The sequence below is a fragment of the Serratia sp. TSA_7 genome, assembly GCF_052692135.1.
This window is the reverse complement of sequence record NZ_JBQZFU010000004.1, coordinates 127,332-147,459: the sequence shown is the minus strand read 5'-3', so window position 1 is coordinate 147,459 and position 20,128 is coordinate 127,332. Positions and strand designations below refer to the sequence as shown.

Sequence of the window (20,128 nt, the reverse complement as noted above, 5' to 3'; positions counted from 1 at the left end):
ACCATTTGATAAGGAAGAACAGATGAGCTTTTTCAGTACCAGCAATATATTGGTGCATATTCCTCTGGGGGCGGGCGGTTACGATCTGTCATGGATTGAAGCCATAGGTACCTTGTTCGGCCTGCTGTGCATCTGGTACGCCAGCAAAGAGAAAATCATCAACTATCTGTTTGGCCTGATCAACGTCACGCTGTTTGCGGTGATTTTCTTTCAGATCCAGCTTTACGCCAGCCTGTTGCTGCAACTGTTCTTTTTTGTCGCCAATATTTACGGCTGGTATGCCTGGAGCCGCCAAACCCAGGACAATCAGGCCGAGCTGAAAATCCGCTGGCTGCCGTTGCCGAAAGCGCTGGCCTGGGCGGCGGTGTGCGTTATCGGCATTGCCCTGATGACCTTCAATATCGACAGCGTCTTTGCCTGGCTGACGCAGCTTGCTGTGACGGTCATGCAGGGAATGGGCTTCAGCGTGCAAATGCCGCAGCTGCAGCCGGATGCTTTCCCGTTCTGGGATTCGGCGATGATGGTGTTGTCGATCGTGGCGATGATCCTGATGACGCGCAAATACGTGGAAAACTGGCTGCTGTGGGTGGTGATCGACGTGATCAGCGTGGCGATTTTCACCTACCAGGGCGTGTACGCCATGGCGCTGGAATACGTGATCCTGACGCTGATTGCGCTGAACGGTTCCTGGTTGTGGATCAAAAGTGCAGGTCGCAACCATTCCCGGCCGTTATCTTCCCCGCAATAACAAACGCAGAGGGCGCCAAACTGGCGCCCTCTTGATTTTAGTGGTGATGACCCAGATGTGAATGCGAGCCGGAATGTGAGTGGTCACTCGGCTCGGGTGCCCGGTTAATACCGCAGTCCGGTGTATCACAGTGCTGATACTCCATTTGAATGGTGACATGGCCGATACGGTAGTGTTCCAGCAGATAAGCCTGAATGCGGCGCAGCAGGCCATCGTGGTCGTTTGGCGGTATCACTTGCGCATGCAGCGTCATCAGTTTCTGTTCGCCAATCTGCCAGACGTGAACGTGATGAATATTGCGTACCTCGGGAATATTCAGGCACAGGTCTTTTTGCAGTTTGTTGATATCCACTTCTTGCGGCGTGCCTTCCAGCAACTCGTGGAAGCTCTCTTTCAGCAGCCGCCAGGCGCTGCGTAGCACCAGACAGGACACCAGCACCGACAATATCGGGTCAATCGGCGTCCAGCCGGTGCTCAGGATCACAATGGCGGCCACGATCGCCCCCACCGAGCCCAGCAAATCCCCCAACACGTGCAACGCAGCGGCCCGCACGTTGATATTCTTCTCTTCCGTACCGCGGTGCAGTAGCCAGAAGGCGAACAGGTTAGCCAGAAGCCCCGCTATGGCGATGATCAGCATCGGCGTACCCATCACCGGCTGTGGTTCGAAGAAACGCCGTATCGCCTCCCACAGGATGAATACCACGATCACCAACAGGGCGGCGGCATTGAGGAACGCGGCCAGCGTGGTCAGGCGCAAATAGCCGAAGGTATGGCGCGCGTTGGGTTTCCGCTGCGAAAAGTGTACGGCCATCAGCGCCACCAGCAGCGCTGCAGCGTCGGTGAGCATATGGCCGGCGTCGGCCAGCAGCGCCAGCGAACCGGAAATCAACCCGCCGGCCACTTCGGCGATCATAAATACCGCAGTGACTAAAAAAGCGGTCAGTAGGCGTTTACTATTACTGTCTTTTGGCAGGTGTACCTGTGGGGAGTCCGTCATTATTTATCCTTATGTAGAGCGAAGTTCAGCGCGTCAGTGCTGACCAGACCGTCCAGTTCTATCAGTATCTGTTCTACTAACGCACTCAATTCAGTATAGGCGGCCTGAGCCAACCTCCCATCACGGCCGCTTTCCACCAGCAATTGGCACAGGCTTGCGGCCTCAGGCTGTTGCAACATCAGCAGGCTGCCCTTGATGCGGTGTGCGGCCTGCCCAAGGCTAGGCCAGTCTTCGCCCTCCGCCGCTTTGTCAAGCCGTTGCCGGTCTTGTCGCAGCGTGGAGAGCAGCGTGGTCGCCAGGCGTTGCGCCATCTGCCGATCGTTACCGGCCATATCGGCCAGCATCCGTTGCAGGTCAGTAAGGGCTAACTGTCCTTCCAGCGCCTGCGGTTGCTGCGGTAACGTCTGAGCAATGGCGGCCAGTGAAATCGGCTTGGTCAAAAAGCGATCGATAGCCACCTGTCCCTGTGGAATGCGGGTAAATTCCTGCACGTCTGCCGAACAGAGAATAATCTGGCAGGCCGGCCGCTGATCTCGCTGTTCATCGCGTCGTATTAGTCTCGCCAATGTCAGGCCGTCCGGGCGCGGCATGTTGTAATCGATAAACACCAGGTCGAATGGCTGCCTGCGGTGCGCTTTCAGCAATGCGTAACCGTGCTCGAACAGCGCGGGTTGCAGGCCGAAGTGACGCAGTTGCCGCTCCATCAGCAGCAGGTTGGTGGGATGATCGTCAATCAGCGCCACGCGCAGCGTGGGAGGCGGCAGGCTGAGCGGTTGGTCGTTCTGGCGTAGGGGGGCGGCATCTGGGGCGGCTTGGGTTACCGGTACTGACACCTTGACTTGCGTACCTATGCCAGGCTGTGAATGCAGCTCAATCTGGCCGCCCATTTGCTCGATAATTTCCTTGCAGATAGACAGCCCCAGCCCGGTTCCCTGAACCGAGAAGCGTTGTGCACCGCGTGCGCGGTAGAAGGGTTGGAACAGCTTACCTATCTCATCGGCGGCGATGCCACAGCCGCTATCGGTCACCGTCAGCAGCAGTTCGCCCTGTTGTTGATCCTGTTCGCGCCAGCCGATATTGACCTGAATGCTGCCGCGGGGAGTGAATTTAATGGCATTATTTATCAGGTTGTTAGCCACCTGAAGTAAACGCTCACCATCAATAACAACGGCGGCGGGAAGCTGGTGGCTGGCGGTAACGCTCAAGGTTACCGGGCGTTCGCCGATCAGCGGCTGATAAAGCGCGCTGATGTGAGCTATCCAGGGTTGCAGCGCCATGGCTTTTGGCACCAGCGTCAGCGATCCGGTTTCCAGCCGGGCGTAATCTTGTAAGTCATTGAGCAGATTGAGCAAGGATGACGCCGAGCTGTAAATGACCGGCAGCCCCTCCGGTATCGGCTGGCGTTTCAGTTCCAGTTCCAGCAGGCCGAGGATGGCGTGCATCGGCGTACGCAGTTCATGGCTGATGGTGGCCAGAAACTTGCTTTTCATCCGGTTCTCGGCTTCGGCATGGCGGCGTGCCTGTTCGATCACTTCACGCTCACGTTTTTCCCGCCGCTGCAAAACAAAGCGGCGCAGGGTCAGCGCCAGCAACAGCAGGATCGCTGCCGCCAGTAGCGCCAGCAGCCAGGTAGTTTGCGGTTGCATGCGGTTGTCGTTCACCGCATCAATCAGGTTGCTGCGATCGACAATCCACTCATCGCGCAGCGATTGCAGCGTTTCCGAGGGGATCTGCATCAGGTTTTTATCGAGGATAGCCAGTAACAGCGGCTGATCCTGACGCACGCCGAACGCCACCGGGTAGGCGATATTATTGGCGGCGAACGCCAGTTTTATTGCCCCGGCATAACGTGACAGAGCGATAAAGTTCGCCGAGATCACGTTATCCACCAGCGCATCCAATTGGCCGTTGGCCAGAGCGTCATACATCGCCTTGCTGTCGGCAAAATGAATGAGCTCTTCGTTCTGCGGCACCAGCCCCTGCGCCAGATCGCCTTGCAAAACGCCGATGCGTTTGCCGGCCAGATCGCTCCAGGTAGAAATCCCGTTGGCGTACTGACCGACGTAAACCCCCCACAGCGAACGATGAATCGGCATGCTGGCGCTGTAACGCGCCTTAACGCCGCGCGCCAGCGGCAGAGCGGTGCGGAAACTGGCCTGGCCGGATAGCACCAGTTGGTCTGCCTGTTCGGCGTTGCGCGCCCATAGCGGAGCAAAACGCAGCCCGGTGTTTTGCGCAATGATCTTGAGTATGTCGATCGCGTAGCCGCGCGGTTGGCCGTCGGAACCGCGATAGGCGAACGGGAAGTTATTCTCTATGGCGGCGTAATAAACGGTGCGGTGCTTTTCTACCCAGCTTTTTTCCATCTGCGTCAGATCGGCGTTGCCGGTATCGAGATAGCTGGGGATCTTTTTGCTCCAGCGGCTTTGAATGGCGTTCATCAACTCCATCGGCGCATCGGCGATAGCGACGTTGAGGGTGTCGATCAGTGCCGGATTGTCGGCGGCGAAGACGAAAGACAGGTTACCGAGATTGACCGTGCTTTCGATCTGATAAAGCTGGCCGAGTTGCAACTGGTCAATAATAAAGCTGGCGCTGGCTTCGTCGGCAATAAAGTAATCGCTGCTGCCGTTCAGCAAGGCATACACCGCCTGCAGGTTGTTGTCATAACGCTGAACGTGGGAAGACACCGCCTTCAGCGCGTTGCCGGCCTGCATATCGGTCAGGGTACTGATTGCCACCCGCGCATCGGCGGAGTTAAGCATCACCCGGCGGTCATTGCTCCGGTCGCGCAGCACGCGCAGGTTACTGACGTAATAAGGCTCGGAGATTTTCAGATCCTCCAGCGCTTCGTTCTGCGGAATGCCGTACAGCAGATCGATAGCGCCGCTGTGCAGCGCCTGTTCGAGCTGCGCCAGATCGGCGAAACCGTAAATCTGAAAGCGGATGCCGGTGACCTGCTGAACATAACCGAGGTAGTCGGCGTTCAACCCGTACAGATCCTCATCCACGATAATGTTATAGGGACTGGCATTCTCGCTGATGATGCCCACGCGCAGCGTCGCGTCGCGCCAGGGATTTTTCTCGCTGGCGATCAGCATGTCCGCCGGAATATTCAGGTTACTGACCAACTGATAAGACACCGGTTGCGCCGCGTACGCGACGTTGCCGAGGTTGAGCAACATCGCCAACAGCAGCAGAACGCCGCGCATCATGGCGCCAGTTCTCTAAATACTGCCACCAGTTCCAACAGATTGCTGGCGCCGGTTTTGCGCAGAATATTCTTCTTGTGGGTGCTGACGGTTTTGTTGCTGATGTTCAGCATCTCGGCAATTTGCAGATTGGACAGCCCCTTGCTGAGCAGGCCGAGGATCTGCAGCTCTTTGGGCGTCAGCAGCACTCCCTCTGCCGGTTGCGTTTCTTCCGCCATCGCAGCGGCGGGAAAACTCGGCTCCCCGGCCAGCACGGTTTCAATTGCCTGCACCAATTGTTCAAGCCGGCTGCCTTTATGCACAAACCCGTTGGCGCCGGCTGCCCAGGCCATACGCGCGTAGATCTCTTCTTCCTGCGCGGTGTAGATCAGGATCGGTTGCTGCGGGTAGTGGCGGCGGATTTTTTTCAGCAGTTGCAAGCCGTCTACCTGCGGCAGGCCGATATCCAGAATGACCAGCGAAAAATCGGCTGCGGCCAATTGGGCCAACGCCTGAACATCATCCTGAACCGCCTGCAGGCTATAAGAACGGGAAGACTTCATTAGCGCCGCTTCCAGTGCGACATGAACCACTGGGTGGTCATCAACTAATAACAGAGAAGGCATGGTTTGGCTCAAGTAACGGTATCCTGATCGCTAGCATAGCGAAAAAGGAGCCACTGCGCTCTCCCGATGAAACAGCACAATCTACTGATAATTTGGCCGTTCCGCCGGGAGGCGGCAAAGGTGATTTACAGCGCTACCCTCACAGGCTAAATTGGTTGGATCCACGCTCTGTGAAATACCGCCCCTCGATACCGAATGGAAAAGTTATGAATTACCAAAATGACGATTTACGCATTAAAGAAATTAAGGAACTCCTGCCACCGGTGGCCCTGTTAGAGAAGTTTCCGGCCACTGAACGTGCAGCTGAGACGGTGTCCCTGGCGCGCAGTGCAATTCACAAGATCCTTCGCGGTAACGACGATCGCCTGCTGGTGGTCATCGGCCCATGCTCGATCCACGACACCAAAGCGGCAAAAGAGTATGCCGAGCGCTTGCTGACGCTGCGTCAGGAACTGAGTGGCGAGCTGGAAGTGGTGATGCGCGTTTACTTTGAAAAACCGCGTACTACCGTGGGCTGGAAAGGGCTGATCAACGATCCGCAAATGGATAACAGCTTCCAGATCAACGACGGTCTGCGCCTGGCCCGTAAGTTGCTGTTGGATATCAACGATAGCGGCTTGCCGGCCGCGGGGGAATTCCTCGACATGATCACCCCGCAGTACCTGGCTGATCTGATGAGCTGGGGCGCGATCGGGGCACGTACCACGGAATCCCAGGTGCACCGCGAGCTGTCTTCCGGCCTGTCTTGCCCGGTTGGCTTCAAGAACGGCACCGACGGCACCATCAAAGTGGCGATTGACGCCATCAACGCGGCCAGCGCGCCGCACTGTTTCCTGTCGGTGACCAAGTGGGGCCACTCGGCGATCGTTAACACCAGCGGTAACGGCGATTGCCACATTATCCTGCGTGGTGGCAAAGAGCCGAACTACAGCGCGGCGCACGTCAAGGAAGTCAAAGACGGCCTGGTCAAAGCGGGTCTGCCGGCGCAGGTGATGATCGACTTCAGCCACGCCAACAGCAGCAAGCAGTTCAAAAAGCAGCTGGAAGTGAATGCAGACGTGTGCAAACAGGTCGCCGGCGGTGAAAAAGCGATTATCGGCGTGATGATCGAAAGCCATCTGGTGGAAGGCAACCAGAATCTGGAAAGCGGCGAGCCGCTGGTCTATGGCAAGAGCGTGACAGACGCTTGCATCGGCTGGGAAGACACGGAAACCGTGCTGCGCGAGTTGGCGGCGGCGGTTAAGGCGCGTCGCGCCTAATATCCCCGTCGTCTTTCAAGCCGCAGCGTTGTTACCTGCTTACAAGGCCCATCCATGGTCCTTGCCCTTTTAGGGCCGTTGCAAGCAGCGTTCAAATCTGTTCCCGACAGATTTGTCGCTCACCCCAGTTACTTACTCATGTAAGCGCCTGGGGATGAGCGAGCTGGTCGCCTAGCTGCAACTTGAAAGCCATAGGGGATAGAATGGGTAGTTTCTTAATAAAAAAAGCCCCCGGCCAAAACCGGGGGCTTTTTAGATCAACGGGCGAAAATTACTTCGCTTTACCCTGGTTTGCCACGGCGGCCGCTTTAGCAGCGATCTCGTCGGCATTGCCCAGGTAGTAACGTTTGATTGGCTTGAAGTTTTCGTCGAATTCATACACCAACGGCACGCCGGTTGGGATGTTCAGTTCGAGGATCTCATCTTCGCTCAGGTTATCCAGGTATTTTACCAGCGCACGCAGCGAGTTGCCGTGCGCGGCAACGATAACGCGCTCGCCGCTTTTGATGCGTGGCAGAATTTCTTCGTCCCAGTAAGGGATCACGCGATCGATGGTCAGCGCCAGGCTCTCGGTCAGCGGCAGCTCTTTTTCGGTCAGCGCCGAATAACGTGGGTCGTGGCCCGGGTAACGCTCATCATCTTTGGTCAGCTCTGGTGGGGTAACGGCGAAGCCGCGACGCCATTGCTTAACCTGCTCGTCACCGTATTTCTCAGCGGTTTCAGCCTTGTTCAGACCCTGAAGCGCACCGTAGTGGCGTTCGTTCAGCTTCCAGGATTTTTCAGTTGGCAGCCAAGCCTGATCCAGTTCGTCCAGGATGTTCCACAGGGTATGGATCGCGCGCTTCAGGACGGAGGTGTAAGCAAAGTCAAAAGAGAAACCTTCATCTTTCAACAGCTTGCCTGCTGCTTTCGCTTCGGTGCGACCTTTGTCGGACAAATCAACATCATACCAACCGGTAAAGCGGTTTTCGTTGTTCCACTGGCTTTCGCCGTGACGCACCAGAACCAGCTTAGTTACAGCCATAGCTTAACTCCTTAATAATCTGACATTTCAATGATAACGAAAATCATTATATTGCCGCGGCCGGTGGCTCGGCAATCGATAGTGTCTAACCATAGCCAATTTCTTGCCGCAAAGTAAGTGCTGTTCTGAGGAAAAGCTGAATCGATCAGGCGGGCGTCACGGGGGAAACCGGCACGGCGGAATGAGATCCGGCCGTGCCGCTGGCGAAGGGCAATCAGGCTGATTTTTTCAGACAGTTGCTCATAAAGGTTTTACGCTCGTCGCCTTTCAGGCTTTTGGTTTTGGCATCGGCGTTGCAGGTTTTCATCTTCTGCTGTTGCGGCGTCAGGGTTTTCGCTGCAGTGGAACCTTCTGCCTTCAGGCAGGTGCTCATGAAGGTAGTGCGGTCCGCGCCTTTCAGCGTTTTGGTGGAGGCTTGTTGATTACAATCAGTCATGCGCTTCTGCTGTGCAGCCTGCGCCGGCGAAGGCGTTTTTGCTGCGGTTGCGGTATCGGCAGCCATCAGGTTGGTGCTCAGCAGTAAACCCGCCAGTAATGGGAGTGCAGTAATCAGACGCATAGGTGTTCCTTCAGCTATTGACCGGCCAGAGATGGCCGAAAATTGTGACGCGGCACAAGGTGTTGTGCTTATCACCGTAGCCTGATTCTAGTGTGCGCTTTGGAATAAGGAAAGGCAGGTGCCGGTGGGGCCGGCGTGTAAAAAGGTAAGCATTTATAACAAACGGCCCCCGGCCGCATGGCAAGGGGCGTGGTGGGTCAGATAGGATAAAACTGATAATGGGTGGCACTTTGATATTGCTGCCCCGGCTTGAGCCAACAGTCCGGCTGCGGCCATTCCGGGTGGTGCGGGCTGTCCGGCAAAAACTCGCTTTCCAGCGCTATGCCGGCGTAACTGGCGTAGCTGCCGCCATCACGTGCCGGTGTGCCGTCCAGGTAATTGCCGCTGTACAGTTGCAGCGCCGGCGCGCTGGTGAAGACGCTCATCTGCACCTGACCGTCCGCCGACCACAGGTGTGCCGCCGGGCAGTCCAATGCGCCGCAGGTACGGTGCAGCAGATAGGCATGATCGTAGCCTTTTACCCGCTGCTGATCGCGGTCGCGCAGGAAATCCTGCAGCAGCGTTTTCGGGTGGCGAAAATCCATGCCGCTGCCGTCCACCGGCGTGAGTTCGGCGTTGGGTATGCCCTCGCTGTCGACCGGCAGATAACGGTCGGCAAACAGCTGCAGCCGTTGCCGGCGGGCGTCGGTGCCGGCGCCGTCCAGATTGAAATAGGCGTGGTTGGTCAGATTGACCGGGCAGGCGCGATCGGTCCGGGCCTGGTAACTGATTTCCAGCCGGTTATCGGCAGTGAGCCGGTAATTGACCTGAACCTCAAGATTGCCGGGAAATCCCTGGTCGCCGTCGGGTGAATGCAGCGCGTAACTCACCTGCTGCGTATCTTGTTGAACAATCCGCCAGCGCCTGGCATTGAACCCTTCCGGCCCGCCGTGCAGTTGGTGTTCCCCTTGATTGGCGAGCAGCGGATGCGGCTTGTTGCCGACCAGCAGACTGGCGTAGGCGATACGGTTGGCATAGCGTCCGACGGTGGCGCCAAGATAGGCCGCTTGCCGCTGGTAATCCGCCGGTGTCCGGCAGCCCAGCAGCAGTTCACGCATTTTGCCCGATTTCAGCGGCAGCACGGCGGAAAGCCAGGTCGCGCCCCAATCCATCAGCGTGACCGTCATCCCGCCGGCGTTCTGCAGCCGGGTTAGCTGGTAGGGTTGGCCATCAGGGGCCAATTGCAGGCTGTCTGTCAGCATATTCCGGCCCCCGCTGATGCCTTGCAAACGTAAAAAGTTTCCCGCAGTCCGTTGGTTTGCAACGGATATTCGCGCGCTACCGTCTCGCGCACCGGCTCCACCAATTCTTGCGGCATCAGCGCCACTATGCAGCCGCCAAAACCGCCGCCGGTCATGCGCACGCCGCCGCGATCGCCGATAACGTTTTTGACTATCTCCACCAACTGGTCGATCGGCGGCACGGTAATGGCAAAGTCATCCCGCATTGAAGCGTGAGATTCCGCCATCAGCCTGCCCATCAGTTTCATATCGCCTGCCGCCAACGCATCTGCGGCGGCCAGGGTGCGATCGTTTTCGGTGATTACGTGGCGCGCTCGCTTGGCGACGATCGGATCCAATTCATGCTGGATCGGGAAGAACAGCTCCGGGCTGACGTCGCGCAGTGCCTTGACGCCGAAGAAGCGCGCAGCGGCTTCGCATTGTTCGCGACGGGTGTTGTATTCGCTGTCCACCAGCCCGCGCTTCACGTTGGAGTTGATGATCACCACGGCAATATTTTCCGGGACCGACACCGCACGGGTCTCCAGTGAACGGCAATCGATCAGCAAGGCATGATCCTGTTCACCGAGGGCGGAAATCAGCTGATCCATGATCCCGCAATTGCAGCCGACAAACTGATTCTCCGCCTCCTGGCCATTCAAAGCCAAGGCTACGCCATCCAGCGGCAGTTCATACAGCGCCTGCATCACCTGGCCAACGGCCACTTCCAGTGAGGCGGAAGAGCTGAGGCCGGCGCCTTGCGGCACGTTGCCGGATATCACCAGATCCGCGCCGCCAAAATTGGCGTTGCGCAGTTGCAGGTGTTTGATCACGCCGCGCACGTAATCGGACCAAAGCTGGTCCGGGTGACTGACGATCGGATCGTCGAGCGAGAATTGATCCAACTGCCCGTCGTAATCGGCCGCGATCACCCGGATCTGGCGATCGTCACGTCTGGCTCCGGCGATCACCGTTTGGTAATCAATGGCGCACGGCAATACGAAACCGTCGTTATAGTCGGTATGTTCGCCGATCAAATTCACTCGTCCTGGCGCTTGAATGGTCAGCGCGGGCGCGTAGCCAAAGCGTTGGGTGAAAATGGTGTGGGTATGATTTTTCAAACTCATTGTTTGGCTCCGGCTTCACGGTAATGAATGTCGTCAACGGCGCGCAGACGCTCTGCGGCCTGTTCTGCAGTCAGATCGCGCTGGGTTTCCGCCAGCATCTCGTAACCCACCATAAATTTACGCACCGTGGCGGAGCGCAGCAGTGGCGGATAGAAATGGGCGTGCAGCTGCCAGTGGCGGTTATCCGCGTCATTGAAAGGTGCGCCGTGCCAGCCCATGGAATAGGGGAAAGAGCACTGGAACAGATTGTCGTAACGGCTGGTCAGCTTTTTCAGCGCTACGGCCAGGTCACTGCTCTGCGCGGCGCTCAGATCGGTAATGCGTTGCACTGCGGCCTTCGGTAGCAGCAGCGCTTCAAACGGCCAGGCGGCCCAGTAGGGCACCACGGCCAGCCAGTGTTCGGTTTCGACGATCGTACGGCTGCCGTCAGCCCGTTCACGCTGCACGTAATCCAGTAACAGAGGGGATTGGTGCTGTTGGAAATACTCGCGCTGCAGGCGGTCTTCATGCTCGACTTCGTTCGGCAGGAAGCTGTTGGCCCATACCTGGCCATGCGGGTGCGGGTTTGAGCAGCCCATGGCCGCCCCTTTGTTTTCGAATACCTGGACCCACGGATAGCTGCGGCCGAGATCGGCAGTTTGTTCTTGCCAGGTGGCAATCACCCGCTCCAGAGCCGCAAGCGTCAGTTCCGGCAGGGTTTTGCTGTGATCGGGGGAGAAGCAGATGACCCGGCTGGTGCCGCGCGCGCTCTGGCAGCGCATGAGCGGATCCTGGCTTTCCGGTGCCTGCGGCGTATCCGTCATCAGCGCGGCGAAGTCATTGGTGAACACATAGGTGTCTTGATAATCCGGGTTTTTATCGCCGGTAACGCGGGTATTGCCTGGGCAGAGGAAGCAGTCCGGATCGTGCTGCGGCAGCGTTTCCTGCTGCGCGGACTCCTGTTGGCCCTGCCATGGGCGCTTGGCGCGGTGCGGCGATACCAATACCCATTGACCGGTCAGCGGGTTATAGCGGCGATGGGGATGATCGATGGGATTAAAATCCGTCATTGCGGTTCCTTTTTCTTGTCCGGCGCGGCGAGTGTAATCGCTTTCATCAACTCCAGGCGCACCCTTTACAGATTAAAATGGATAACGATGCGCAAAAAGATAGCATGCCCGACGGAGTAAAAAGGTGATCCAGAGCGAAAAATGGAATCGTTTACACTTGAGGCAGCAATAAGGAACACAGGCAGTACGGCAGAGGGTTTAGGACAGAGAAAGTAGGGGCAATAAGTTGGATGATAGCGTTTTCATCCATAACGCCGGCAGAAGGACTCCTGCCGGCTGAGAAGGTCAGGGATGTTGATACACTGGATAAGTGAATAACAGCAGGTGCGTCAGATTAAGCCCAAAATGGAACAGGATCGGCACCCACAGGCGGCCGCTCCACATCCACGCCAGGCCGTAAATCAACCCGGCGAGCGTGGCGAATGCCACCATCAGCATGCCGCCGGCCAGGTGCGCGGCACCAAACACCAGTGCTGCGATAATCAATGCGGGCCAGGCGCCCAGCCACTGGCTGAGGCGTTGCTGCAGATAACCGCGAAACAGTGCTTCTTCCGCCATACAGACAAAGAACAGATTGGCCATCACAAACGCCAGGATCCAGTCCGGTGCGTGCGGCTCAATCTTTAGGCCACCGAGGGCTACGGCCACCAGCAGTAAGGCAGGCACTGCCAGTATCAGCGCGATCCAACCGGTTTTACCGGCGCTTTTACCGGTTTCAGCGGCAAACAACGTCGGCAGGCAGGCGAACAGCAGGAATGGCACCAGCGCTTTGTCGAAATTGTAATACATGGTGAACGGCGCGCTGAGCGGGCCGGGTTTTTCACCGTCGATCATCAACTGGTTATGGAACCCCGGCACCAGGTGCAGGAATAGCGCCACGCAGCTTGCCACCACCAACACTTCCAGCAGCCCCGCCAGATTACGTTGGGCGCGGAAATGGTGCCGCAGGCCCGCCAAAGCGACAATGACCAACACACAGCCCAGACTCAGCGGGGTCAACACCCCGTGGTACATCCCCATGCCCGCCGATGCGGCCAGAACCAACCAGGCAATCAGCCGGTTAAATGGCAAAAAGAATAACGAAATCGAAAGTACGCCCCACATAACTCTATCCCTTTAAAATATGCACACGGCGCTCAATGCCTGTGCGGCGTGTGAGTATGGCGAAGTTGAGCGCTATGACGAATAGTAACATAGAGAGGTTACAGCAAAGGTCCGGACAGTGATCTGAAGTGAGCTTATTCGGCAACTGTCTGATTTACCCTTTCATCCAGGCCTGCGAACGGGTGATTTCCGCCAGGTTTTGCAAAATATCCAGGCTTTGCTGGTGTATCTCCTCGCTCGGCGCCGCGCACAAATCCTGCAATACGGTAACCTGAAAACCTGCGTCGTGAGCCTGCCGTGCGGTGCTTTCAATCGCCAGCGGGGTGCTAACGCCTCCCAGCAACAGGTGATGGCAACGATGCTGCTGCAACCAGGCTAACAAATTGTTACCGGCAAAAGCGGAAACGGCGTTCTTTTCGAACTGAAAATCCACCGGCAACACCTGTAAAGCCTTGTCCCATTGGCAACCGGGGCTGCTCAAACGCAGAGCGCCGATCTGCTTAAGGTGGTTGAACAGCGGAGAATGGGGCGGGATATCGTGATAATCGTCGGCAAAACCCACGCGCACCCAAATCACCGGAATTTTGCGTACCCGCGCATAGGCCGCAGCGACATTGGTGTTGGCAATCAGGTTATGCGCCACCACCTGTTCATGACAGTGATTCGCGCGCCCCTTGGGGCCAATCAGATCCTCGATCAGATCGATAATAATCAGTGCGGCGGACATAGCCTCTCCAAAAATGAATCCTTCATCCCTTTATGATAAAAGGCCCACTGAGATGTGTTACGCAGGAAGTGTTGCCGGATATGTCATCGGATGAGTGGCAGGGCCACCCCTCCGCAGGATTATCCAGAATGTCAGGCAAGCTGCTCCTGCTGATAGCGGTAACCGTCACCGTCGGGCAAGAAGCTCAGGCGGTGGGTAATGCACTGTGGCGCGTCTTCCGCATGGTGGGAAACAAACAGCAGTTGGGTGGCACCCTGGCCGATCAGCACGTCGACAAAGCGGCGCACCAGTTGGCGATTGAGCGGATCCAGCCCCTGCAAAGGTTCGTCGAGGATCAGCAACGCCGGATGCTTGACCAGCGCACGGGCGATCAACGCCAGCCGCTGCTGGCCCCAGGACAGGCTGTGAAACGGCGTATCGCCGCGGGAGCCGCCCAACCCCAACAGCGCCAGCCATTGGTCGGCCAATTGCTGCTGCCGGTCAGACACGGCCTGATAGATGCCGATGGAGTCGAAAAATCCGGACAGGATCACGTTGCGTACGCTTGAGCTGACACGGTAGTCCAGATGCAGGCTGCTGCTGACGTAGCCGATGTGGCGTTTGATATCCCAGATGGTTTCTCCGCTGCCGCGGCGGCGGCCGAACAGGGTAAGATCGTTGCTGTAACCTTGTGGATGATCGCCGGTGATCAGGCTGAGCAGGGTGGATTTACCTGCACCGTTAGGACCGACGATCTGCCAGTGCTCACCGGGGTTAACCTGCCAGTCGAGATGATTAAGGATGGGGCGATCGTTGTAACTGACCACCCCGTCATGCAGCACGATTAACGGTTGATCCGTCGGCAAGGGGGATTTTTGGGCCGGATCCTCGGTTTCCGGCAGCGCCAGGCCATCCAGATTCTCGCTGTGCGCCAATTGCGCCACCAGCGCGTCCGCCATCACCTGTTGGCGCGTGCCCTGGCTTGCGAGAGTGCAATCTGCCAGCACCCCCACCTGCCGGATAAAGTCCGGCACCTCGTCAAAACGGTTGAGCACCAGTACCAGGGTATAGCCGTGCCCGGAGAGATCGTTCAGCAGCGCGGCCAATTGGGCGCGGGAATTCACGTCGAGCCCGTCGAAGGGTTCATCCAGGATCAGCAAGTCGGGCTGCGGCATTAACGCCCGGCACAGCAGGGTTTTGCGCGTTTCGCCCGTGGAAAGGTACTTGAAACGGCGCGTCAGCAGCGCAGTGATGCCAAACTGTGCGGCCAGTTGCGCGCAGCGTTCCGGATCTTTCACTTCTTCTTGAATGATTTCCGCCGCGGTGCGGCCGGTGTCTTCTTCGCCGGGGCTGAGCAGGTCGGTATTGTTGCGTTGCCATTCGTCGCTGACCAGTTTTTGCAACTGTTCGAAGGAGATGCGCACCTGGCGGCTGAAATCGCTGCGGCGTTCGCCGCTCAGCAGCACCAGCTCATCGGCCAACGCGCGCGCCAGGGCGGATTTTCCGCTGCCGTTGGCGCCGACAAAGGCCCAACTGTCGCCAGACCGAATCTCCAGCGCATCCAGCGTCAGGGTTCGGGTATCGCTTAAGCGAAATGAACCTTGCGAAATGTGCAACGATGACATTACCTATTCCTTATTGTGCAATTGTTTGATTTAGAAATAGGCGTATTGGCGGGTGAAGTCAATCGGCAAAAACGCAACGTTACGTTGCGTTTAGCACAACGTGGCGACAATCACCCGGTCGGCGTTGAACAGGGCGTGCACCGCGCTGCCGGGTTGCAATTTAAGCTGTTGCAGTTCCTGATTGGCTACCGTGGCGCACAGGGTTTCGCCGCCCGCCAACGTCACCAGCACTTCGCTGTGATCGGCGCCCGGCTGGATGCTGGCCACCACGCCCGCCAGCGCATTGTCCGCTGCCCCGACGAGGGCCGGATCGGTATTCAGCTTCACCCATGGCGCTTTAATCAGCGCCAATACTTCCTTGCCGGGGGCGAGCTGCAGCCGGTCGGCGCTTTGTTGGGTGAGAGCTGCGCTGAGACGGGTTGTTCCATCGCTCAGTAAAATCTCCAGATGCTGCTGAACCTGCCGGTGGTCGCGTTCGATGACGGTGCCGAAGAACTGATTACGCGCGCTGGTTTGCAGCGAAAAGCGGGAAATTGCCGCCAGCAGGCTGTCGAGCGGCAGGTTGTCTTGCTGCAATACGTCGAAGGCTTTTTGCTGGATTTGGCCCAGCAGATCGTATAATTGGATCAGCCGCTCACCGTAATGGGTGACCTGAGCGCCGCCGCCGCCTTTGCCGCCGGTGGCGCGTTCGACCACCGTTTGCTCCGCCAGCTGGTTCATTTCGTTAATGGCGTCCCAGGCGCTTTTATAGCTGATACCCGCCAGTTTCGCGCCCTGGCTGATGGAGCCGGTATGCCGGACCTGCTTGAGCAGCGCGATGCGGCGTGGATCGGCGAACAGTTTTTGCTGGAGTTTTAGGGTAAGGAGGATTTCGGCCTGCATAACGCGTCCTGTCGGCTGCAAAAGCCTTATTGTCGCCGATTTACCGGCAAAGCGCCAAAATGGCACGTTTGGCCGGTTACAAATTTCACCTGATGTTTAAAATAACTCCGTTTTAGCCGCTATTTTGGTTTAAAATGGCGCTACGTAGCGGTGTTCATTGCCGCTCAATGGGCAGTTAAGTGAGGCTACCATGTTGGAATTATTGAAAAGTTTGCTGTTCGCTGTGGTAATGGTGCCGGTGGTTATGGCGATCATTCTCGGCCTGATCTACGGTTTGGCGGAAGTGTTCAACATTTTCTCCAAAGTGGGCCGCTCGAAAGAAAACCGCACTCAGCACTGATCGTCAGCCATCCCCATCTCAACGCCCGCCGGCGCCGTTCGGCGGGTGTCTCAAGTTATGTCTTCCCCTGCCGATAAACCGCATGACAAGCTTCCGCACAACGTTATATTATTTTTTATATAACGAAGAGTGATATTGCACATTAACTTGCGGAGAACACCATGAAACAGCAATGGACTAAATGGGTCGGCGGTATTGTATTGGCATCCGGTATGGTCATGCAGGCGTCTGCGGCAGAGAAAATTACTGTTTTTGCGGCGGCATCGCTGACGAATGCGCTGCAGGATATCGCGACCCAGTATCAGAAAGGCAAGGATGTGCAGGTGGTTTCTTCATTTGCCTCTTCTTCAACGCTGGCACGCCAGATTGAGCAGGGCGCGCCGGCCGATCTGTTTATCTCCGCCGATCAGCAGTGGATGGACTACGCCATCGACAAACAGCAGATGGTCAAGGAGACGCGGTATACGCTGTTGGGCAACGAACTGGTGCTGATCGCCGCCAAAGACGGCAAACAGGATAACATTACGCTTAACAAACAGACCGACTGGGCGAAACTGTTGAACGGCGGCCGCCTGGCGGTGGGCGATCCGGACCACGTACCGGCGGGGATCTACGCCAAAGAAGCCTTGCAGAATCTCGGCGTTTGGACCGCGCTGGAGCCAAAACTGGCACGGGCCAACAACGTACGCAGCGCAATGGCGCTGGTAGAGCGCGGCGAAGCGCCGTTGGGCATTGTTTATGGCTCAGATGCGGTAGCCAGTGATAAAGTCAGCGTGGTGGGCGTCTTCCCGGAAGACAGCCACAAACCGGTTGAATACCCGATGGCGTTGGTTAAAGGCCATCAAACACCGGCCGTCAGCGCTTTTTATAACTATCTGAAAAGCCCGGAAGCGGCGGCTATTTTTCACCATTATGGATTCTCCCCGCGTAAATGATTCTGAGTGAGTACGAGTGGCAGGCCGTTGAACTGAGCCTGAAAGTGTCCGCCGTGGCGGTAGTTTGCAGCTTGCCTTTCGGCATTCTGATGGCCTGGATCCTGGTGCGTTGCCGTTTCCCCGGCAAATCGCTGTTGGACAGTATTATCCACCTGCCGCTGGTGCTGCCGCCGGTGGTGGTCGGCTATATACTGCTGATCGCCATGGGGCGGCGCGGGGTGATTGGCGAATGGCTGTATGACTGGTTCGGTTTCAGTTTCAGCTTTAGCTGGCGCGGTGCGGCGTTGGCGTCCGCCGTGGTGGCGTTTCCGCTGATGGTGCGTGCCATCCGGCTGGCGCTGGAGGCGGTGGATACCCGCCTCGAACAGGCTGCCCGCACTCTGGGTGCCAACCCGTGGCGGGTGTTTTTCACCATTACGCTGCCGCTGTCGCTGCCTGGGGTCATCGTCGGTGTGGTGCTGGGGTTCGCCCGCTCGCTGGGGGAGTTCGGCGCCACCATTACCTTTGTATCCAATATTCCCGGCGAAACGCGCACCATTCCGCTGGCGATGTATACCCTGATTGAAACGCCGGGGGCGGAAGCCGCCGCCGCGCGTCTGTGCGTCATTGCCATAGCGTTGTCGCTGGTTTCACTGATGGTTTCCGAGTGGCTGGCCCGCTGGGGCCGCAAACGGATGGGTATCTAAATGCTGGAGCTGGATTTTTCCCAACGCCTCGGCGATCTCAACCTCAACGTGCGCGCGGATCTGCCCGCCCAGGGCATTACCGCCATTTTTGGCCTGTCCGGTGCCGGTAAAACCTCCTTAATCAACGCCATTGGCGGCCTGACGCGTTTGCAACAGGGGCGCATAGCGCTCAATGGTCGCACGCTGGCGGATACCGCCAGCGGCTTGTGCCTGCCGCCGGAAAAACGCCGCATCGGCTACGTGTTTCAGGACGCGCGTCTGTTCCCGCATTACCGGGTGCGCGGCAACCTGCAATACGGCATGGCGGCCGGCATGCGCTCGCAGTTCGACGGCATCGTTGAGCTGTTGGGCATCGGCCCCTTGCTCAACCGCCTGCCGCTGACCTTGTCCGGCGGTGAAAAACAACGGGTGGCGATTGGTCGCGCCTTGCTGACCGCCCCGGAGCTGCTGTTGATGGACGAACCGCTGGCGTCGCTGGATCTGCCGCGCAAGCGCGAACTGTTGCCGTACCTGGAGCGGCTGGCGCAGGACGTCAATATCCCGATCCTCTACGTCAGCCACAGCATGGACGAAATCCTGCGTCTGGCGGAACAGGTGATGGTGCTGGATAACGGCCAGGTGCGGGCATTCGGCGGGCTGGAAGAGGTTTGGGCCAGCAGTGCGCTGCGGCCCTGGTTACAGCGGGAAGATCAAAGCAGCGTGTTGCGCGTCAGCGTGATCGAACATCACTCCCGCTATGCCATGACCGCCCTGGCGCTGGGCGATCAACGCCTGTGGGTCAGCGGTGTCGATGCCCCATTGGGGGCGCAACTGCGTATCCGCATCAATGCCGCCGACGTTTCGCTGATCTTGCAGCCGCCGGTTAACAGCAGCATTCGCAACGTTTTGCCGGCCAGGGTGACCGAGTGTCTGGAGGCCGACGGGCAAGTGGAAGTGAAGCTGGCGGTGGGGGAAAGCGTTCTGTGGGCGCGCATTACGCCGTGGGCGCGTGACGAGCTGGCGATCCGGCCGGGCCAGTGGCTGTATGCGCAGGTGAAAAGCGTGTCGATCAGCCGCGAGGCGCGCTGAATACGGCCCTCCCGCAGGGGAGGGCGAAGGCGTTACTGGCCCAGCACTCGCGTGCGGATCACGTCGGCGATGCCGGGTTGCAGATGATCGGCGATCACCAGATCGGCGCGCTGTTTGATAGCGTCATCGGCGTTGCCCATGGCTACGCCCAGACCGGCCGCTTCCAGCATGCTGAGATCGTTGTAGTTATCCCCGAAGGCCACCACCTGATCCATGCTCAGCCCCTGAGACTCGACCCACTGTTGCAGGCGTTTGCCCTTGCTGTTGCCGCCCTTGGCGATATCTACCTGATCGTGCCATGACCATTCGCACGCCAGCCCCAGCTCTTTTTCCACCGTTTCGGCGAAGCTGCGCAGCGCGGGAATATCGTCGTGCGAGGTCGCGAACTTCCAGATCGACTGCACCTCATCCACCGCCTGAACCAGACTGTTGACGTGAAGCAACGTCGGGCGTTGCGCCGGGGGTAGGGTTTCCGCCCAGGCCAGCGAACGGGTGATGTGGCCGCTGGTATCCTGATACAGCATGGCGTCGTCCACATACATCAGGCCGTGAATGCCGCTTTGTTTCAGCATTTGCAGCACCAACCTGGCCTGCTCTTTTTGCAGCGGATCGGCAGCCAACACCTTTTTCTGCTGGAAGTCATACAGATAGGTGCCGTTGCAGCAGATCGCCGGTGTGTCTATTTCCAGCGCCTGATAGAACGGGTGGATCGCCACATGATGGCGACCGGTGGCCACCACCACTTTGATACCGGCGGCGCGTGCTTCAGCCAGGGCCGCCAGCGACTGCGGCAAAATGCGTTTTTGGTTGTCCAGCAGGGTGCCGTCCAGATCGAGGGCAATGACGCGGTAGCTCATAGGGATCTCATTATCGTTAGCAACAAAACTAACCCGATGGTACACCGGATAAGCGATGGATAAAACTGCACAGATTTCATCTG

General features: G+C 57.9%; 19 protein-coding genes. 6 read left to right on the top strand and 13 right to left on the bottom strand.

Annotated features, from left to right (window positions below):
• Positions 1-22: 22 nt before the first annotated feature.
• Positions 23-748 carry a nicotinamide riboside transporter PnuC gene (pnuC, locus tag ACUTQW_RS15715; RefSeq protein ID WP_006324131.1) on the top strand — a complete coding sequence of 242 codons (726 nt, stop codon included), beginning with the start codon at positions 23-25 and terminating at the stop codon, positions 746-748.
• 37 nt (positions 749-785) lie between these two features.
• Here the strand turns inward: pnuC and zitB are convergent, their stop codons facing one another.
• Genes zitB through ACUTQW_RS15700 form a run of 3 tightly spaced genes read right to left on the bottom strand, consistent with a single transcriptional unit; the run spans position 786 to position 5,565 of the window.
• Positions 786-1,748, bottom strand: coding sequence for a CDF family zinc transporter ZitB (gene zitB, locus ACUTQW_RS15710; protein ID WP_006324132.1), 963 nt, complete (start codon positions 1,746-1,748; stop codon positions 786-788).
• On the bottom strand, positions 1,748-4,963 hold the full coding sequence (locus ACUTQW_RS15705; protein ID WP_445654885.1) for an ATP-binding protein: 3,216 nt from the start codon (positions 4,961-4,963) through the stop codon (positions 1,748-1,750). The genes zitB and ACUTQW_RS15705 overlap by 1 nt, the downstream gene beginning before the upstream one ends.
• Positions 4,960-5,565, bottom strand: a complete 606-nt coding sequence (locus ACUTQW_RS15700) for a response regulator (RefSeq protein ID WP_037430407.1) — start codon at positions 5,563-5,565, stop codon at positions 4,960-4,962. The genes ACUTQW_RS15705 and ACUTQW_RS15700 overlap by 4 nt, the downstream gene beginning before the upstream one ends.
• 206 nt (positions 5,566-5,771) lie before the next feature.
• Here ACUTQW_RS15700 and aroG point away from each other — a divergent pair, with 206 nt between their 5' ends.
• Positions 5,772-6,824 (top strand): 3-deoxy-7-phosphoheptulonate synthase AroG, encoded by a 1,053-nt coding sequence (aroG, locus tag ACUTQW_RS15695; RefSeq protein ID WP_004941813.1) that lies wholly within the window; start codon positions 5,772-5,774, stop codon positions 6,822-6,824.
• A 271-nt stretch (positions 6,825-7,095) separates the two neighbouring features.
• Here the strand turns inward: aroG and gpmA are convergent, their stop codons facing one another.
• The 9 genes from gpmA to modE form a co-directional block, all read right to left on the bottom strand.
• Positions 7,096-7,848 (bottom strand): 2,3-diphosphoglycerate-dependent phosphoglycerate mutase, encoded by a 753-nt coding sequence (gene gpmA, locus ACUTQW_RS15690; protein ID WP_004941818.1) that lies wholly within the window; start codon positions 7,846-7,848, stop codon positions 7,096-7,098.
• Positions 7,849-8,062: 214 nt separating this feature from the next.
• The gene (locus ACUTQW_RS15685) at positions 8,063-8,407 is read right to left on the bottom strand and encodes a PsiF family protein (RefSeq protein WP_004941822.1); all 345 of its coding nucleotides are present in this window, start codon (positions 8,405-8,407) and stop codon (positions 8,063-8,065) included.
• A gap of 197 nt (positions 8,408-8,604) precedes the next feature.
• The gene (gene galM, locus ACUTQW_RS15680) at positions 8,605-9,648 is read right to left on the bottom strand and encodes a galactose-1-epimerase (protein WP_006324137.1); all 1,044 of its coding nucleotides are present in this window, start codon (positions 9,646-9,648) and stop codon (positions 8,605-8,607) included.
• Positions 9,642-10,793, bottom strand: a complete 1,152-nt coding sequence (gene galK, locus ACUTQW_RS15675; protein WP_004941827.1) for a galactokinase — start codon at positions 10,791-10,793, stop codon at positions 9,642-9,644. The genes galM and galK overlap by 7 nt, the downstream gene beginning before the upstream one ends.
• Positions 10,790-11,842 carry a galactose-1-phosphate uridylyltransferase gene (gene galT / locus ACUTQW_RS15670; protein ID WP_006324139.1) on the bottom strand — a complete coding sequence of 351 codons (1,053 nt, stop codon included), beginning with the start codon at positions 11,840-11,842 and terminating at the stop codon, positions 10,790-10,792. Before galT ends, galK begins: the two co-directional genes overlap by 4 nt.
• A gap of 285 nt (positions 11,843-12,127) precedes the next feature.
• Complete coding sequence (locus ACUTQW_RS15665; RefSeq protein WP_006324141.1) at positions 12,128-12,946, bottom strand: CPBP family intramembrane glutamic endopeptidase; 819 nt, start codon at positions 12,944-12,946, stop codon at positions 12,128-12,130.
• Positions 12,947-13,100: 154 nt separating this feature from the next.
• The gene (locus ACUTQW_RS15660) at positions 13,101-13,673 is read right to left on the bottom strand and encodes a cysteine hydrolase family protein (protein ID WP_004941837.1); all 573 of its coding nucleotides are present in this window, start codon (positions 13,671-13,673) and stop codon (positions 13,101-13,103) included.
• Between the two features lie 131 nt (positions 13,674-13,804).
• A complete protein-coding gene (gene modF, locus ACUTQW_RS15655) occupies positions 13,805-15,277 on the bottom strand; it encodes a molybdate ABC transporter ATP-binding protein ModF (protein WP_006324143.1) in 1,473 nt (490 codons plus the stop codon).
• A gap of 90 nt (positions 15,278-15,367) precedes the next feature.
• Positions 15,368-16,159 (bottom strand): molybdenum-dependent transcriptional regulator, encoded by a 792-nt coding sequence (gene modE / locus ACUTQW_RS15650; RefSeq protein WP_006324145.1) that lies wholly within the window; start codon positions 16,157-16,159, stop codon positions 15,368-15,370.
• A 190-nt stretch (positions 16,160-16,349) separates the two neighbouring features.
• On the opposite strand from modE, the gene ACUTQW_RS15645 reads away from it, so the two are divergent.
• From ACUTQW_RS15645 to modC, 4 genes are all read left to right on the top strand, one after another.
• Positions 16,350-16,499 carry an AcrZ family multidrug efflux pump-associated protein gene (locus ACUTQW_RS15645; RefSeq protein ID WP_004941845.1) on the top strand — a complete coding sequence of 50 codons (150 nt, stop codon included), beginning with the start codon at positions 16,350-16,352 and terminating at the stop codon, positions 16,497-16,499.
• Positions 16,500-16,660: 161 nt separating this feature from the next.
• A complete protein-coding gene (modA, locus tag ACUTQW_RS15640; protein ID WP_006324147.1) occupies positions 16,661-17,434 on the top strand; it encodes a molybdate ABC transporter substrate-binding protein in 774 nt (257 codons plus the stop codon).
• Positions 17,431-18,120 carry a molybdate ABC transporter permease subunit gene (gene modB / locus ACUTQW_RS15635; protein WP_004941851.1) on the top strand — a complete coding sequence of 230 codons (690 nt, stop codon included), beginning with the start codon at positions 17,431-17,433 and terminating at the stop codon, positions 18,118-18,120. The genes modA and modB overlap by 4 nt, the downstream gene beginning before the upstream one ends.
• Positions 18,121-19,188, top strand: a complete 1,068-nt coding sequence (modC, locus tag ACUTQW_RS15630) for a molybdenum ABC transporter ATP-binding protein ModC (RefSeq protein WP_006324148.1) — start codon at positions 18,121-18,123, stop codon at positions 19,186-19,188. It begins immediately after the preceding gene.
• A gap of 32 nt (positions 19,189-19,220) precedes the next feature.
• Here modC and ACUTQW_RS15625 read toward each other — a convergent pair whose 3' ends face one another.
• Entirely contained in the window at positions 19,221-20,045 is an 825-nt protein-coding gene (locus ACUTQW_RS15625) for a pyridoxal phosphatase (protein WP_004941857.1), read from the bottom strand.
• Positions 20,046-20,128: the final 83 nt, after the last annotated feature.

What these genes read in the sequence shown, in the direction of transcription:
- pnuC (WP_006324131.1), top strand. Translation starts at nt 23, where the DNA reads ATGAGCTTTTTCAGTACCAGCAATATATTGGTGCATATTCCTCTGGGG.
- zitB (WP_006324132.1), bottom strand. Translation starts at nt 1,748, where the DNA reads ATGACGGACTCCCCACAGGTACACCTGCCAAAAGACAGTAATAGTAAA.
- ACUTQW_RS15705 (WP_445654885.1), bottom strand. Translation starts at nt 4,963, where the DNA reads ATGATGCGCGGCGTTCTGCTGCTGTTGGCGATGTTGCTCAACCTCGGC.
- ACUTQW_RS15700 (WP_037430407.1), bottom strand. Translation starts at nt 5,565, where the DNA reads ATGCCTTCTCTGTTATTAGTTGATGACCACCCAGTGGTTCATGTCGCA.
- aroG (WP_004941813.1), top strand. Translation starts at nt 5,772, where the DNA reads ATGAATTACCAAAATGACGATTTACGCATTAAAGAAATTAAGGAACTC.
- gpmA (WP_004941818.1), bottom strand. Translation starts at nt 7,848, where the DNA reads ATGGCTGTAACTAAGCTGGTTCTGGTGCGTCACGGCGAAAGCCAGTGG.
- ACUTQW_RS15685 (WP_004941822.1), bottom strand. Translation starts at nt 8,407, where the DNA reads ATGCGTCTGATTACTGCACTCCCATTACTGGCGGGTTTACTGCTGAGC.
- galM (WP_006324137.1), bottom strand. Translation starts at nt 9,648, where the DNA reads ATGCTGACAGACAGCCTGCAATTGGCCCCTGATGGCCAACCCTACCAG.
- galK (WP_004941827.1), bottom strand. Translation starts at nt 10,793, where the DNA reads ATGAGTTTGAAAAATCATACCCACACCATTTTCACCCAACGCTTTGGC.
- galT (WP_006324139.1), bottom strand. Translation starts at nt 11,842, where the DNA reads ATGACGGATTTTAATCCCATCGATCATCCCCATCGCCGCTATAACCCG.
- ACUTQW_RS15665 (WP_006324141.1), bottom strand. Translation starts at nt 12,946, where the DNA reads ATGTGGGGCGTACTTTCGATTTCGTTATTCTTTTTGCCATTTAACCGG.
- ACUTQW_RS15660 (WP_004941837.1), bottom strand. Translation starts at nt 13,673, where the DNA reads ATGTCCGCCGCACTGATTATTATCGATCTGATCGAGGATCTGATTGGC.
- modF (WP_006324143.1), bottom strand. Translation starts at nt 15,277, where the DNA reads ATGTCATCGTTGCACATTTCGCAAGGTTCATTTCGCTTAAGCGATACC.
- modE (WP_006324145.1), bottom strand. Translation starts at nt 16,159, where the DNA reads ATGCAGGCCGAAATCCTCCTTACCCTAAAACTCCAGCAAAAACTGTTC.
- ACUTQW_RS15645 (WP_004941845.1), top strand. Translation starts at nt 16,350, where the DNA reads ATGTTGGAATTATTGAAAAGTTTGCTGTTCGCTGTGGTAATGGTGCCG.
- modA (WP_006324147.1), top strand. Translation starts at nt 16,661, where the DNA reads ATGAAACAGCAATGGACTAAATGGGTCGGCGGTATTGTATTGGCATCC.
- modB (WP_004941851.1), top strand. Translation starts at nt 17,431, where the DNA reads ATGATTCTGAGTGAGTACGAGTGGCAGGCCGTTGAACTGAGCCTGAAA.
- modC (WP_006324148.1), top strand. Translation starts at nt 18,121, where the DNA reads ATGCTGGAGCTGGATTTTTCCCAACGCCTCGGCGATCTCAACCTCAAC.
- ACUTQW_RS15625 (WP_004941857.1), bottom strand. Translation starts at nt 20,045, where the DNA reads ATGAGCTACCGCGTCATTGCCCTCGATCTGGACGGCACCCTGCTGGAC.